Source organism: Sulfitobacter sp. EE-36 (genome assembly GCF_000152605.1).
GTDB classification, from domain to species: domain Bacteria; phylum Pseudomonadota; class Alphaproteobacteria; order Rhodobacterales; family Rhodobacteraceae; genus Sulfitobacter; species Sulfitobacter pontiacus.
On sequence record NZ_CH959310.1, the window covers coordinates 2,771,802 to 2,784,600 of the forward strand.

A 12,799-nucleotide genomic window follows, 5' to 3' on the forward strand; every position below is an offset into this window, starting at 1 on the left:
GCCGGACCCGTCTTTTTGTGCAGCCCCCTGCCCGATCAACGGGTGAAAGCTATCGTTCTTCAGTCGTGCCTCAGAAGGCCGCGAAAATCGCCAGTACCGCCAAGGCGAGAATACAGACCAGCCCCAGCATAAAGAACAGCGACCGCATCAGCTGGTTGGTTGTCCCGATATGCACCACGGCCATCGCGACCCGCACCACCACGAACAGCGCCGCAAAGAGGTTCACCCAAAACACAGGCGCGCCAAGCAGCACCGCCGCAAGCGTCGATGCCAGAAACGGGCCCGACGCCTCTATCGCGTTCATGAACGCGCGTTCGCGGCGATAGACCACATCGTCGTAGTTCCGCTTGGGCTTGCCGCAATCGCAGCGCCCCTCTGGCGTGCGCCCCATGGTAGAGAGCGCGCCAAGGACACTGATCAGAATGGCCCAAAAAGCCAAAGCAGTCAGCGCGTGGCTATAGGCGGCAAAGCTTTCCATCAAAGCTTACTCCGCCGCGACGGCGCTGACGCGGCCGGTGCGTTTGTGCTTGATGCGATCCTCGATCTCGTCGCGGAAGTGACGGATCAGACCCTGAATGGGCCAAGCCGCCGCATCCCCAAGGGCACAGATCGTGTGGCCTTCGACCTGCTTGGTCACGTCGAGCAGCATGTCGATCTCTTCGGGCTCCGCATCGCCGCGCACCAAACGGTCCATCACGCGCATCATCCAGCCGGTCCCTTCGCGGCATGGCGTACACTGACCACAGGATTCGTGCTTGTAGAACTTCGCCAGACGCCAGATCGCCTTGATCACATCGGTGGAGTTATCCATCACAATGATCGCAGCCGTCCCCAGGCCCGAGCGTTGCTCGCGCAGGTAGTCGAAATCCATGATCGCGTCGCGCATCTGTGCACCGGGAATCATCGGCACCGACGACCCGCCGGGGATCACAGCCTTGAGGTTGTCCCAGCCGCCACGGATACCGCCGCAATGCTTTTCGATCAGCTCTTCAAAAGTGATGCTCATCGCTTCTTCGACGACGCAAGGATTATTCACATGGCCCGAGATCGCAAACAGCTTGGTGCCCGCGTTGTTCGGACGGCCAAAGCTTGAAAACCATTCCGGACCGCGACGCAGGATCGTAGGGACCACCGCGATGGATTCCACGTTGTTCACCGTGGTCGGGCAGCCATAAAGACCGGCCCCCGCAGGGAACGGCGGCTTCATCCGCGGCATGCCTTTTTTGCCTTCAAGGCTTTCTAGCAACGCGGTTTCCTCGCCACAGATATAGGCACCTGCCCCGTGGTGCAGATAGATGTCGAAATCATAGCCGGATTTGCAGGCATTCTTGCCCACTAGACCCGCGTCATACGCCTCGTCGATCGCGGTTTGCAGCGCTTCACGCTCGCGGATGTATTCGCCGCGGATGTAGATGTAGCAAGCGTTGGCATTCATCGCGAAGCTCGCGATCAGGCAGCCCTCAATCAGCGTGTGCGGATCGTGGCGCATGATCTCGCGGTCTTTGCAGGTGCCGGGCTCGGATTCATCGGCGTTCACCACCAGATAGCTGGGGCGACCGTCGCTTTCCTTGGGCATGAAGGACCACTTCAGACCGGTGGGGAAGCCCGCACCGCCACGGCCCCGCAGCCCCGAGGCTTTCATCTGGTCGATGATCCAGTCGCGCCCGTTCTTGAGGATGCCCGCCGTGCCATCCCAATGGCCACGCGCCTGCGCGCCTTTCAGCGTGCGGTCGTGCATACCGTAGATATTGGTAAAGATGCGGTCTTGATCCTGAAGCATGAAGCTAACCTTTATGTGTCACGGCTGGCCGCGCGGGCCCGCCTCATCTGATATATATTGACCATCGCCCAGATCAGGGCTGCCAGCGCGGCAAAGTCGAACAGCAGCGCATAGCGTCCGGGCAAGCCGAACTGCGGTGCAAGCCATTGCGCCGCGATCCAAAGCAACATGGTGCCGGCAATGACAAGGCCGACCATCCGGCCCTTACGGGCCAGGGCGATTTCTTCCTTATCTGTCATTACACGGCATCCATGTCAGGCTCAGGTCTTTTTGCTACGGGTGGAGAATTCGGTCTCTCCACCGGAGGCGAGGGTTTTGGCCTGCGCCATCCAGTCATCACGTTGAATACGGCCTTTGAACCGCACGCGGGCGTCAACCCAAGCGATTTCAGCTGCAGTCCATTTGGCGATCTGATCAAAGTGATAGATCCCCAGCTCATTCAGCGTTTGTTCAAGTTTCGGCCCTACCCCACTGATAAGCTTGAGGTTATCGGCACCGCCAGCGCGCGGTTTGTCCAGCGTTTCGGGGCTGCTTTCCACAGTACCCGCCGGAATATCCGCGATCCCCGAACGGGTCGAGGTAGCACCCTTGACGGTGGCCGGTGCCTGCGGTGTTTCAGCCGGCGTTGGTTCCGGGATAGAGGCGACAGGTTCCGCCGCTTCTGTTGCTGGCGCAGGAGCCGGAGCCGCCTTGGCCTTTGCAGGCTCGGCTGCGGGGGCTTCGTATTTGTAGCTGCCTTTGCGCGCAGCGAGTTCCTCTTGGCCCTTCAGCTTGGCCGTGGGCTTGATCCCCGAGAAAGCGGCGGGTTCGTCTTTGGCCGCTGGCGAGGTGCCCGCTGTTGCCTCTGACGCGGCACCGCCGACATCGGCCTCGGCCTGACCGCCGGTCGTATCTTCGGGGCGGGTCTCTACCGTTTCGGTGGCAGCGGGTTCCGCCTCCAGCGTCGGCTCAGGCTCTACCGCGGCGTCGCTGGTTGGTGCGGCGCTGGCCGCCTGGGTTGTGGCCGCCGTTGCAGGGGCCGCAGCCGCCGCAGGGGTGCTGGCCGTCTGCATAGGCTCATCCCCAAGCGACCCGCACATGAGTTTGGACAGGACCACAAAGGTCACAAGCCCCAGTATGATTCCAAGGAACAGGGAGGCGATAAAGCCCCAGCCGAAAACCAGCCAAAATAGCAACGCGAGGACAAGGCCGACCCCGGCCCCCCACCGCATGCAACCGCGTTTGCATTGCTCTTTTTGCGTCAAATCAGTCATGTCCGTCCCTTCGTTCGCCATTCAAGATGATCTATTATGTGTTATAGATACCATCTTTTGTGGCGCGCGACGAGAATTCTGTTTCTTCACCAGCAGCAAGTTTTTTCGCCTGCTCGACCCAGTTGTCGCGGGTCACGCGACCCTTGAAACCTTCGAGGTTCTGATCCACCCAGGATACCTCGTTCGGGCCCCAGTCAGCGATCTGGCTAAAGTGGTAAAAGCCCATCTTGTTCACCAGCGCTTCGAGCTTGGGACCGATGCCCTTGATCATCTTGAGATCATCCGCCGCGCCGCCTTCGGGGGCATCCAGCGTCTTGGGCTTGGTGGCTGCCGCATCCGCATTGGCCTCTGCAGATTTTGCAACCGATGCTTTTTTGGTGCCCGCGGTCGAGGCTTTGGGCGCAGGGGCCGGATCGCCGGGTGCGACGCTGCCTGCTTCGGGTTTGCCTACAGCTTCGGTGCCGTCAGCCTCTCCCGGTGCTTCGGAGCGTTGATCCGAGGCATCGCCCACATCACGTGGTGCGTCTTCCTCTGCGGCGGTACGACCGCCTTGGGCACCGTCAGGGCCTTCGGGTGGCATATTGTCATCCCGCGCAACAGGCTGTTCCTTGTCAGAACCGGCGCTGTCTGCACCATCTTTACCCTGCCAGGGCGCTGTCAGCGGCACTTCGGTACCATCGATGCGCTTGAGCGTATCTCCGATGTCCACGGCCAGCTGCGCGCTGGCGTTATATTGTGTCTTGCCGCTGTCGTGATCGGTCAGGCTGGTCAGCCCGGACAGCGGTTCAGAGGCATAGCGCCCGTTCTGCGGGCCGGGTACGGGCACCTGTCCCGCCGCCATCTCGTCGATCATGGCGCGGAAGCCGTCGACGGTCAGATCTTCGTAATAGTCCTTGCCGATCTGCGCCATCGGCGCGTTCGAACAGGCCCCCAGACATTCGACTTCTTCCCACGAGAATTTGCCGTCTGCGCTGATCTGATGGGCCTTGGGCGCGATGCGTTCCTTGCAGACCTCGATCAGGTCTTCGGCCCCGCAGATCATGCAGGATGTCGTACCGCAAATCTGGAAATGCGCGACCTCCCCCACAGGCTGAAGCTGGAACATAAAGTAGAATGTCGCGACCTCGAGCCCGCGGATATAGGCCATGCCCAGCATTTCCGAGACATGTTCGATTGCAGGGCGGCTCAGCCAGCCTTCCTGTTCCTGCGCACGCCACAGCAAAGGGATGATCGCGCTGGCCTGACGGCCTTCGGGGTATTTCGTGATCTGCGCTTCGGCCCAGGCCTGGTTGGCAGGGGTGAAGGCAAAGCTTGTCGGTTGGTCAGGGTGCAAACGGCGCAGCATCAGATCAGGCTTTCGTTCTTGCGGAAACGGCGGGCGCCTCCGGCGGGAGTTTATTTGGCAAAATGAAGAGGACCCGGCTCAACGGTCGACCTCTCCGAAAACGATGTCCATGGTGCCGATGATCGCCGCGACATCCGCCAGCTGATGCCCCTTGGCGACATAGTCCATCGCTTGCAGGTGCAGGTAGCCGGGCGCGCGCAGTTTGGCACGGTAGGGTTTGTTCGATCCATCCGCCACAAGGTAGACGCCGAATTCGCCCTTGGGGGCCTCGACCGCGCAATAGACTTCGCCGGCGGGGACGTGGAACCCTTCGGTGTAGAGCTTGAAGTGGTGGATCAGGCTTTCCATGTCGGTTTTCATCGCGGTCCGGCTGGGGGGCGTGATCTTGCCCCGCGCCAATACATCGCCCTGCCCTTCGGGCGCGCGCAGCTTCTCGATGGCTTGCTGGATGATGTAGGTGGACTGGCGCATTTCTTCCATCCGGACGAGGTAGCGGTCATAGCAATCGCCGTTCACACCGGTCGGGATCTGGAAGTCGAATTCATCGTAGCATTCATAGGGCTGCGCACGGCGCAAATCCCATGCCAGGCCAGAGCCGCGGACCATCACGCCCGAGAAGCCCCAATCCTGGATGTCCTGTTCAGACACGATGCCGATGTCAGCGTTACGCTGTTTGAAGATCCGGTTTTCTGTCAGCAGCTGATCCACGTCGACCATGAAGCCCGACAGGAACTTGTGGGTCCATGCCTCAATATCATCAAGCAGCGCGGGCGGCAGATCCTGGTGGACCCCGCCGGGGCGGAAATAGGCCGCGTGCAGACGGGCACCGCAGGCGCGTTCGTAGAAGATCATCAGATCTTCGCGTTCTTCAAAGCCCCAGAGCGGCGGTGTCAGCGCGCCCACGTCCATCGCCTGTGTGGTGACGTTCAACAGGTGGGACAGGATGCGGCCAATTTCGGAATAGAGCACGCGGATCAGCGAGGCACGACGGGGCACTTCGACACCGGTCAGCTTTTCGATGGCCAGACACCAGGCGTGTTCCTGGTTCATCGGGGCCACGTAATCGAGCCGGTCGAAATACGGCAGGTTCTGCAGGTAGGTGCGGCTTTCCATCAGCTTTTCGGTGCCACGGTGCAGCAGGCCGATATGCGGATCGCAACGTTCGACGATCTCGCCGTCGAGTTCGAGAACCAGACGCAGAACCCCGTGCGCCGCAGGGTGTTGCGGGCCGAAGTTGATGTTGAAGTTGCGGATCTTCTGCTCGCCGGTCAGGGCGTCTTCGAAACCTTTGGTGCCGTCCATCATTTACGCTCCAGCTCGGTCAGTTTGACGCCCATCCACCACAAAAGGGCGACGGTGCCCAAAGGCACGATACAGGCAACAGACCAGTATTTATTGATCCCGAAAAACGGCAACAGCTTGACCATCGGGATGATTGTGAGGGCAGACAGTATGAACCACCACATGCCCCCCATTATTTTGCCTCCGGCTTTTCATCGCCCGGCAGAATATATTCGCCCCCTTCCCAAGGCGACATAAAGTCGAACTGGCGATATTCCTGAACGAGGCTCACGGGTTCATAGACCACGCGCTTTTCCGTCTCGTCATAGCGGACTTCGGTATAGCCGGTGGTCGGGAAATCCTTGCGCAGCGGGTAGCCGCGGAACCCGTAGTCGGTCAGCAGGCGACGCAGGTCGGGGTGGCCGGCAAAGATGATGCCGAACATGTCAAAGACCTCGCGTTCGAACCAGTTGGCCGACGGGTGGATATCGACGATCGAGGGGACCATATCCTCTTCGCGCGCGGCGACGCGCAAGCGGATGCGCTGATTCTGGTACATCGACAGGAAATGATAGACGACATCAAAGCGTTTGGCGCGGCCCGGGTAATCCACCGCGGTGATATCCACCAGCGAGGAGAAACGGCAGGTCGCGTCGCTTTTGATAAATTCTACCAGACCGGGCAGATTGGCCTGGGTAACATCCATGTTCAGCTCGTCAAAGGCGATGTCCCAGCCGAGGATACAGTCGGGGCGTTTCGCTTCGATATACGCGCCAAGTTCGTTCAGTTGTTCTGACATATCAGCCCCTCAGCGAACAATTGTGCCGGTGCGGCGGATTTTGCGCTGCAACTGCATGATACCATAAAGCAACGCCTCTGCCGTGGGGGGGCAGCCGGGCACATAGACATCGACAGGCACGACACGGTCACAGCCGCGCACCACGGAATAGCTGTAGTGGTAATAGCCGCCGCCATTCGCGCAAGACCCCATAGAGATCACATAGCGCGGTTCCGGCATCTGGTCATAGACCTTGCGCAGGGCCGGTGCCATCTTGTTGGTCAGCGTGCCCGCAACAATCATCAGGTCGGACTGACGTGGAGACGCGCGTGGCGCGGTGCCAAAACGTTCCAGATCGTAGCGCGGCATCGAGGTGTGCATCATCTCGACGGCGCAGCAGGCCAGACCAAAAGTCATCCAGTGCAGCGAGCCGGTACGGGCCCAGTTGATGATGTCTTCGGTCGAGGTCAGCAGGAAGCCTTTGTCCTGCAGTTCCTTGTTCAGGTTCTGGGTGGCCACATCGCGGTCCATCCCGGCCACATTGGCCCCGGCGGCTGCTACTGCCATTCCAGTGCTCCCTTTTTCCACTCATATGCAAAGCCGGCGGTCAGCACGGCAAGAAAGACCATCATCGACCAGAAACCGGCCATGCTCACGTCCTGAAAGGCCACGGCCCAGGGGAAGAGGAAAGCGATTTCGAGGTCAAAGATGATGAACAGGATCGACACGAGGTAGAACCGCACGTCAAATTTCATCCGGGCGTCATCAAAGGCGTTGAACCCGCATTCATAGGCCGACACTTTTTCAGGGTCCGGGTTGCGCACGGCCAGCACGACGGCAGCCAGGATCAAAACAATGCCAAGGACAATCGCCACGGCTAGAAAAAGTAGGATCGGCAGGTATTCCCGCATCATGTCGTCCAAGGGGAAGCTCCTTTTGCGTATGCGACGCGCCACGCGCCCTGTCAGCCAAACGGCACTATTGGCTTTGGTCGGTTTACTCCGCTGTCCGGTCAGGGTCAACCGAGCCCGCCATATTTGCGTCATCCTGTCGTGGGGCGCGGCACACCCTGCCCGCGCCCGCGTGATTGGCGCTATTTTTCCAGCAGATCGCGGCTCTCGCGCCAGCTGTGCTGCGGCGCGAACCCCAGCAGGTCACGCGCCTTTTCGATGCTGTAGAATGTCTCGAACTGGCCCATATCGCGGGTCTGGCGCACGTCTTTATAGTAGCGATCAATCAAGTCAGACGTTTGTGCGGCGACAGAGGTGTCCGCGTTGGCCACATTGAACACCTCATACCCCAAGCCGTCCACATCAAGACAGCGCTGCACCATCTGCCCCAGATCGCGGGCATCGATATAGGCGAAGATATTGCGCCGCCGTTGATCGGGGTCGTGAATGAAGCCAGGGAAAAGGCTGGCGTATTCATGCGGTTCGATCACGTTGTTGATTCTCAACCCATAGATATCCGCCCCCGTGCGCGCCTGAAAGCTGCGCGCCGTCGCCTCGTTGCAGACCTTGGACATGGCATAGCTGTCTTCGGGCACGGTCGGGTGATCTTCATCGACGGGGATATAGTCGGGCTTACGCTCCCCCTGGGCAAAGCAGACGCCATAGGTCGTCTCGGATGAGGCAAAGATGATCTTGGGCACCCCCGCCTTCACGGCAGCATCAATGACATGATAGGTGCCAAGCGTATTGACCCGAAACACCTCTGTATCCGACGTGATCAGGATGCGCGGCACGGCGGCGAAATGCACAACGGCGTCAAACCCCTGCACGCCGGTGCCCTCATCCAGTTCGCCCAGATTCATCAGACTATGCATCACATCATGCATCTGGCCCGCGTCGGTGATATCGGCAATGCGGTTGTCAACGCCGGGGTGATCCAGCGGCTGCTGGTCCACATTCAACACCTGATGCCCCTGATCCAGCAGATAGGGGATCACATGCCGCCCCGCCTTGCCGCTGCCGCCGGTGAATAGAATACGCATGGGGGACCCTCTTGCCATTGATGTCGTGGCAAAGCCTAGAGCCTTGCCGCCCCGCTTCAACCCGTAACCCAGGCCGCCTTGCGCTTGTCGAAGAAGGCACCGATTCCCTCGGCCGCCTCTTCGGTTTCCCAGCGGTCGGCCAATGCGGCGATGGTATGGTCCACGACCTGCGCGTCGATCCGCGGCCCCAAATCCCGCGCGAGCTGTTTCGCCGCAGCCACGGCCCCCGGCGCACAGGACAGATAGGGCAGGACCTCGGCCTCGATCGCAGCGTCCAGCGCATCCGCCGGCACGGCACGGGCCAGCAAGCCCAGATCGACCGCCTCCGCCGCGTCAAACAGACGGGCCGACATGAACACACGCCGCGCGCGCCCCTCGCCCATACGGGCCAGCACATAGGGGCCGATGGTGGCCGGAATGATCCCCAGCCGCGTCTCGGTGAACCCCATCTTCAACGTATCAACCCCGATCGCCACGTCACAGACCGAGGCCATGCCGACACCGCCACCAAAGGCATTCCCCTGCACCCGACCGATCAAGGGCTTGGGCAGCGTGTTCAGCGCGCCCAGCATCGTGGCCAGTTTGCCTGCCTCGGCCGAGCGTGTCGGCCCATCCATATCGCGCTGCGCCTGCATCCAGCCCAGATCACCGCCCGCGCAAAAGCTTTTGCCCGCGCCGGTCAGCACCACGACCCGCACAGCGTCATCAGCGGCCAAGGCGGCGGCGGCCCCGGTCAGCTCCGCGATCATCTGCGCGGACATGGCGTTGTGCTTTTCCTCGCGCGCCAACGTCAAGGTCGCGACCCCGCGCGCGTCGGTCTCCAGCTTCAGTGTCTCGTACATCATCCTGCCCTCATCCGCCGCGCCATCTCGGCGGCTTCCTCGATCACCGCCTGATCCAACCCGGTGTCATAGCCAAGCGCCATCAGATGCGCGTTGACCTTTTCCGTAGCAACATTGCCCGCAGCCCCCGGCGCATAGGGGCACCCCCCCAAACCGCCTACGGCGGCATCGAACACCCGCAGGCCCATGGACAGGGATGCATCGATGTTGTCCATCGCCCGCCCGTTGGTGTCATGGTAATGCCCGGCCAAACGCCCCACGGGCACCACATCGCGCACCGCCAGCAACATGCGCGCAATCGTATCCGGCGTGCCCGCCCCGATGGTGTCGCCAAGCGAGACCTCATAGCAGCCCATAGAGAAAAGACGATCCGCCACTTCAGCCACCTTGGATGGCGCGACCGCCCCGTCATAGGGGCATTCCACCACACACGAGACATAGCCCCGCACCGGCATATCCACATAGCGTGCCTGCTCTAGGATCGGCGCGAAACGCTCGAACGCCTCCTCGATGCTGGCGTTGATATTCTTCTGGCTGAACCCCTCGCTGGCCGAGGCGAACACCGCGATCTCTCCCGCTGGGGCCGCGACCGCATCCTCGTAGCCCCGCATATTCGGCGTCAGCGCGGCATAACGCACCCCCTCGACCCGAGCAATCCCGCCCAGTACCTCAGCCGATCCGGCCATCTGCGGCACCCATTTGGGGCTGACAAAACTCGCCACCTCGATCCGGGAAAACCCCGCACGGCTCAGCAGGTCAACCAGCGCGATCTTCTCCGACACCGGAATTTCACGCGCCTCGTTTTGCAGCCCGTCCCGTGGACCGACCTCGAATATCTCGCAGACCCCTTTATCCATAACGCCCCCTCCCCTTCATTTTGCCAAATAAACTCACCTGCGTGACGGTAGCATCACTCGACCGGCCACGGGTCATAAAACGTCCGGTCAAACAACGGCACGTCTTTGGGCAGCGACAGCTGGAACGCCTCGCGGTCGGTGATGCGCGCATACCAGGCCGCCACATTGGGGTGATTGTCGAGCTTGGCGAAATGCTGCGCCATATAGACCGCCTGCCCCACGTTCACATCCGCCGCCGTGAAACCGCTCATCAACAGATAATCCTGCGACAGTATCCCGCCACCCAAACGCGCCTCGATCGCGTCGTAACATTTCATCAAACGCGCGGCTTCCAGCTTCATCACGATGGGGCTACGCATTGAATCATCGCGCAGCGCCACATGCTGCTGGGTCAGCGCGGCACAATGCTGCGATACCGTCTCGGCAAAGTGGATCCACACCAACCACGCCATGCGATCCGGTGCCCCCGGCATCCGCCCCAAACGGTCGGGGCTGAACCGTTCGCAAAGGTATTCCGCAATGGCGCCTGTCTCGAACATACGCTCCCCGTCGATCTCGAGCGAGGGCACACGCCCCGCCGGCGAAATCGCCAGATAGCCCGGATCACGCAAGGATTTGTCGAAGGCGTGGATCGACACCTCAAAGGGCACCTCCAGCTCGTGCAGCAACCAAAGGGTGCGCATGGAACGGGTCTGTTCGACGTGGTGCAGGGTAATCATGGTGCGGTCTCCTATGCCTCGGGCTCTAGCCGCACCAGTGCTACACCCGCCTCGACCTGATCACCAGCCTGCGCCAGAACCTCGGCGACAACGCCATCGCGCGCGGCAAGCAGGCTGTGCTCCATCTTCATGGCTTCCAGCACCGCAAGGCGGTCGCCCTTGGACACCGTTTGGCCGACCTTGGCATCCACGACACGCACCAATCCGGGCATCGGGGCCTCGATCAGGTTGCCGTCGCCGTGACCACCCGCGGCACGGGCCAGCGGGTCGATAACGTCAAACACCAGCCCATAGCCGTCAAAGACCGTCACGCGCCCCTCGGCGACAGATACAGCCGCCGCCTGTTGCCCGCCTAATGACCAACGCCCGCCGATGCGCTGCGCCACCACCTCTGTCCCGTCCACGGTCCAGATCTGGTGATCCGCCGAGACGACCTGCACCTGTAGCAGATGATCCTCTCCGCCCCAGGTCAATCCGACCGCGCGGCGCAGCGGCTGCCACAGCGTAAATCCCGCCCCCCCGGCCGGATCCAGCAACGACAGTGCCGCCATCCCGGCAAGCGCTGCATGACGCGGCTCCACCTCGGGCGCTTGTGTCAAATCATCAATGTCACGGGCGATCAGCCCGGTATCCACATCCCCCGCCGCAAACCCTTCATGCACCGCCAAAGCGCCCAGAAACGCAAGGTTCGTGACCGTCCCCGCCACCTCGCAGCCGGTCAGCGCCGCGCGTAGGCGCGACAGGGCGATCTCGCGCGTGTCGCCATGCACGATCACCTTGGCAATCATCGGATCATAGAAAGGGCTGATCGTATCGCCGGCGCGCACGCCGCTGTCGGCCCGGCAGGCGGGCGTGAACTGCAAATGTGTCAAGGTGCCCGTGGCGGGCAGGAAGCCCTTGGGCACATCCTCCGCATAAAGCCGCGCCTCAAACGCATGTCCGTGGATCGACAATTCGTCCTGGCGCAGGGGCAGCCCCTCGCCTGCCGCCACGCGCAGCTGCCAGGCCACCAGATCAACGCCGGTAATCGCCTCGGTCACGGGATGTTCCACCTGCAAACGGGTGTTCATCTCCATGAAAAAGAAGCCGTCCGTCTGCAACCCGCCAGAGCCGTCGACGATGAATTCAATCGTGCCCGCCCCAGCATAGCCGATCGCCTCGGCTGCTGTCACCGCCGCCTGCCCCATCGCTTCGCGCATTTCGGGCGTCATGCCGGGGGCCGGAGCCTCCTCGATCACCTTCTGGTGGCGCCGCTGAAGCGAGCAATCGCGTTCAAACAGATGCACGGCCTTTTTGCCGTCGCCAAAGACCTGCACCTCGATATGGCGCGGTTTGGTGACGAATTTCTCGACCAGCACATCGGCGTTGCCAAAGGCTGTCTTGGCCTCGGAGCGCGCACTCTCCAGCGCGGCCTGAAAACCGTCCGCCGCCTCCACCAGCCGCATGCCCTTGCCGCCGCCGCCGGCGACGGCCTTGATCAACACCGGATAGCCGATCTTATCCGCCTCTGCCGCCAGCAGCGCGTCATCCTGATCGGCCCCGTGATACCCCGGCACAACCGGCACGCCCGCCTCGACCATCAAGGCCTTGGCGGCATCTTTAAGCCCCATCGCGCGGATGGCCTTGGCCGACGGACCGATAAAGACCAGCCCCGCCGCCTCTACCGCATCCACGAAATCGGGGTTCTCGGACAAAAAGCCATAGCCCGGATGGATCGCCTGCGCGCCCGTATCCAGTGCCGCCTGAATGATCACTTCGCCGCGCAGATAGCTATCGGCAGGGGCCGAGCCGCCGATATGCACCGCCGTATCCGCCATCGCCACATGTTTCGCCGCGCGGTCCGCGTCGGAATAGACCGCCACACAGCGCACCCCCATGGCCTGCGCTGTCTCCATCACGCGGCAAGCAATCTCGCCCCGGTTCGCAATCAGGATCGTATCAAACATCACGC

The 12,799-nt window shown here is 61.6% G+C and carries 15 protein-coding genes; all 15 read right to left on the reverse strand.

Translation table 11 applies throughout. From position 1 onward, the window contains the following. Positions 1 to 70 precede the first annotated feature (70 nt). The 15 genes from EE36_RS16005 to EE36_RS16075 all read right to left on the reverse strand — a co-directional run bounded on the left by EE36_RS16005 (position 71) and on the right by EE36_RS16075 (position 12,794). Positions 71 to 478: an MAPEG family protein gene (locus EE36_RS16005; protein ID WP_005853983.1), complete on the reverse strand. Its 408-nt coding sequence runs from the start codon at positions 476 to 478 to the stop codon at positions 71 to 73. A gap of 6 nt (positions 479 to 484) precedes the next feature. After that, positions 485 to 1,780 (reverse strand): NADH-quinone oxidoreductase subunit NuoF, encoded by a 1,296-nt coding sequence (nuoF, locus tag EE36_RS16010; RefSeq protein ID WP_005853985.1) that lies wholly within the window; start codon positions 1,778 to 1,780, stop codon positions 485 to 487. 11 nt (positions 1,781 to 1,791) lie between these two features. Next, positions 1,792 to 2,019 (reverse strand): DUF5337 domain-containing protein, encoded by a 228-nt coding sequence (locus EE36_RS16015; RefSeq protein WP_005853987.1) that lies wholly within the window; start codon positions 2,017 to 2,019, stop codon positions 1,792 to 1,794. A gap of 21 nt (positions 2,020 to 2,040) precedes the next feature. Then, complete coding sequence (locus EE36_RS16020) at positions 2,041 to 3,033, reverse strand: endonuclease (RefSeq protein WP_254655597.1); 993 nt, start codon at positions 3,031 to 3,033, stop codon at positions 2,041 to 2,043. Between the two features lie 34 nt (positions 3,034 to 3,067). Next, the gene (locus EE36_RS16025) at positions 3,068 to 4,378 is read right to left on the reverse strand and encodes an NADH-quinone oxidoreductase subunit E (RefSeq protein ID WP_005853991.1); all 1,311 of its coding nucleotides are present in this window, start codon (positions 4,376 to 4,378) and stop codon (positions 3,068 to 3,070) included. A gap of 78 nt (positions 4,379 to 4,456) precedes the next feature. After that, positions 4,457 to 5,680 (reverse strand): NADH-quinone oxidoreductase subunit D, encoded by a 1,224-nt coding sequence (locus EE36_RS16030; RefSeq protein WP_005853993.1) that lies wholly within the window; start codon positions 5,678 to 5,680, stop codon positions 4,457 to 4,459. Beyond that, the gene (locus EE36_RS17650; protein ID WP_005853995.1) at positions 5,680 to 5,844 is read right to left on the reverse strand and encodes a hypothetical protein; all 165 of its coding nucleotides are present in this window, start codon (positions 5,842 to 5,844) and stop codon (positions 5,680 to 5,682) included. Before EE36_RS17650 ends, EE36_RS16030 begins: the two co-directional genes overlap by 1 nt. Positions 5,845 to 5,852: 8 nt before the next feature. Then, on the reverse strand, positions 5,853 to 6,458 hold the full coding sequence (locus EE36_RS16040) for an NADH-quinone oxidoreductase subunit C (RefSeq protein ID WP_005853997.1): 606 nt from the start codon (positions 6,456 to 6,458) through the stop codon (positions 5,853 to 5,855). A gap of 9 nt (positions 6,459 to 6,467) precedes the next feature. Continuing rightward, entirely contained in the window at positions 6,468 to 7,004 is a 537-nt protein-coding gene (locus tag EE36_RS16045) for an NADH-quinone oxidoreductase subunit B family protein (protein ID WP_005853998.1), read from the reverse strand. After that, a complete protein-coding gene (locus tag EE36_RS16050) occupies positions 6,995 to 7,360 on the reverse strand; it encodes an NADH-quinone oxidoreductase subunit A (protein WP_005854000.1) in 366 nt (121 codons plus the stop codon). Before EE36_RS16050 ends, EE36_RS16045 begins: the two co-directional genes overlap by 10 nt. A gap of 170 nt (positions 7,361 to 7,530) precedes the next feature. After that, positions 7,531 to 8,430, reverse strand: coding sequence for an NAD(P)-dependent oxidoreductase (locus EE36_RS16055; RefSeq protein ID WP_005854001.1), 900 nt, complete (start codon positions 8,428 to 8,430; stop codon positions 7,531 to 7,533). A gap of 56 nt (positions 8,431 to 8,486) precedes the next feature. Further along, positions 8,487 to 9,272, reverse strand: a complete 786-nt coding sequence (locus EE36_RS16060; RefSeq protein WP_005854002.1) for a crotonase/enoyl-CoA hydratase family protein — start codon at positions 9,270 to 9,272, stop codon at positions 8,487 to 8,489. Then, a complete protein-coding gene (locus EE36_RS16065) occupies positions 9,272 to 10,129 on the reverse strand; it encodes a hydroxymethylglutaryl-CoA lyase (RefSeq protein WP_005854003.1) in 858 nt (285 codons plus the stop codon). Before EE36_RS16065 ends, EE36_RS16060 begins: the two co-directional genes overlap by 1 nt. Before the next feature lie 53 nt (positions 10,130 to 10,182). Next, positions 10,183 to 10,848: a glutathione S-transferase family protein gene (locus tag EE36_RS16070; protein ID WP_005854006.1), complete on the reverse strand. Its 666-nt coding sequence runs from the start codon at positions 10,846 to 10,848 to the stop codon at positions 10,183 to 10,185. Between the two features lie 11 nt (positions 10,849 to 10,859). Then, positions 10,860 to 12,794 (reverse strand): acetyl/propionyl/methylcrotonyl-CoA carboxylase subunit alpha, encoded by a 1,935-nt coding sequence (locus tag EE36_RS16075; protein ID WP_005854008.1) that lies wholly within the window; start codon positions 12,792 to 12,794, stop codon positions 10,860 to 10,862. Positions 12,795 to 12,799 lie beyond the last annotated feature (5 nt).

What these genes read in the sequence shown, in the direction of transcription:
- EE36_RS16055 (WP_005854001.1), bottom strand. Translation starts at nt 8,430, where the DNA reads ATGCGTATTCTATTCACCGGCGGCAGCGGCAAGGCGGGGCGGCATGTG.
- EE36_RS17650 (WP_005853995.1), bottom strand. Translation starts at nt 5,844, where the DNA reads ATGTGGTGGTTCATACTGTCTGCCCTCACAATCATCCCGATGGTCAAG.
- EE36_RS16005 (WP_005853983.1), bottom strand. Translation starts at nt 478, where the DNA reads ATGGAAAGCTTTGCCGCCTATAGCCACGCGCTGACTGCTTTGGCTTTT.
- EE36_RS16030 (WP_005853993.1), bottom strand. Translation starts at nt 5,680, where the DNA reads ATGGACGGCACCAAAGGTTTCGAAGACGCCCTGACCGGCGAGCAGAAG.
- EE36_RS16020 (WP_254655597.1), bottom strand. Translation starts at nt 3,033, where the DNA reads ATGACTGATTTGACGCAAAAAGAGCAATGCAAACGCGGTTGCATGCGG.
- EE36_RS16075 (WP_005854008.1), bottom strand. Translation starts at nt 12,794, where the DNA reads ATGTTTGATACGATCCTGATTGCGAACCGGGGCGAGATTGCTTGCCGC.
- EE36_RS16040 (WP_005853997.1), bottom strand. Translation starts at nt 6,458, where the DNA reads ATGTCAGAACAACTGAACGAACTTGGCGCGTATATCGAAGCGAAACGC.
- EE36_RS16070 (WP_005854006.1), bottom strand. Translation starts at nt 10,848, where the DNA reads ATGATTACCCTGCACCACGTCGAACAGACCCGTTCCATGCGCACCCTT.
- EE36_RS16065 (WP_005854003.1), bottom strand. Translation starts at nt 10,129, where the DNA reads ATGGATAAAGGGGTCTGCGAGATATTCGAGGTCGGTCCACGGGACGGG.
- EE36_RS16025 (WP_005853991.1), bottom strand. Translation starts at nt 4,378, where the DNA reads ATGCTGCGCCGTTTGCACCCTGACCAACCGACAAGCTTTGCCTTCACC.
- EE36_RS16015 (WP_005853987.1), bottom strand. Translation starts at nt 2,019, where the DNA reads ATGACAGATAAGGAAGAAATCGCCCTGGCCCGTAAGGGCCGGATGGTC.
- EE36_RS16045 (WP_005853998.1), bottom strand. Translation starts at nt 7,004, where the DNA reads ATGGCAGTAGCAGCCGCCGGGGCCAATGTGGCCGGGATGGACCGCGAT.
- nuoF (WP_005853985.1), bottom strand. Translation starts at nt 1,780, where the DNA reads ATGCTTCAGGATCAAGACCGCATCTTTACCAATATCTACGGTATGCAC.
- EE36_RS16060 (WP_005854002.1), bottom strand. Translation starts at nt 9,272, where the DNA reads ATGTACGAGACACTGAAGCTGGAGACCGACGCGCGCGGGGTCGCGACC.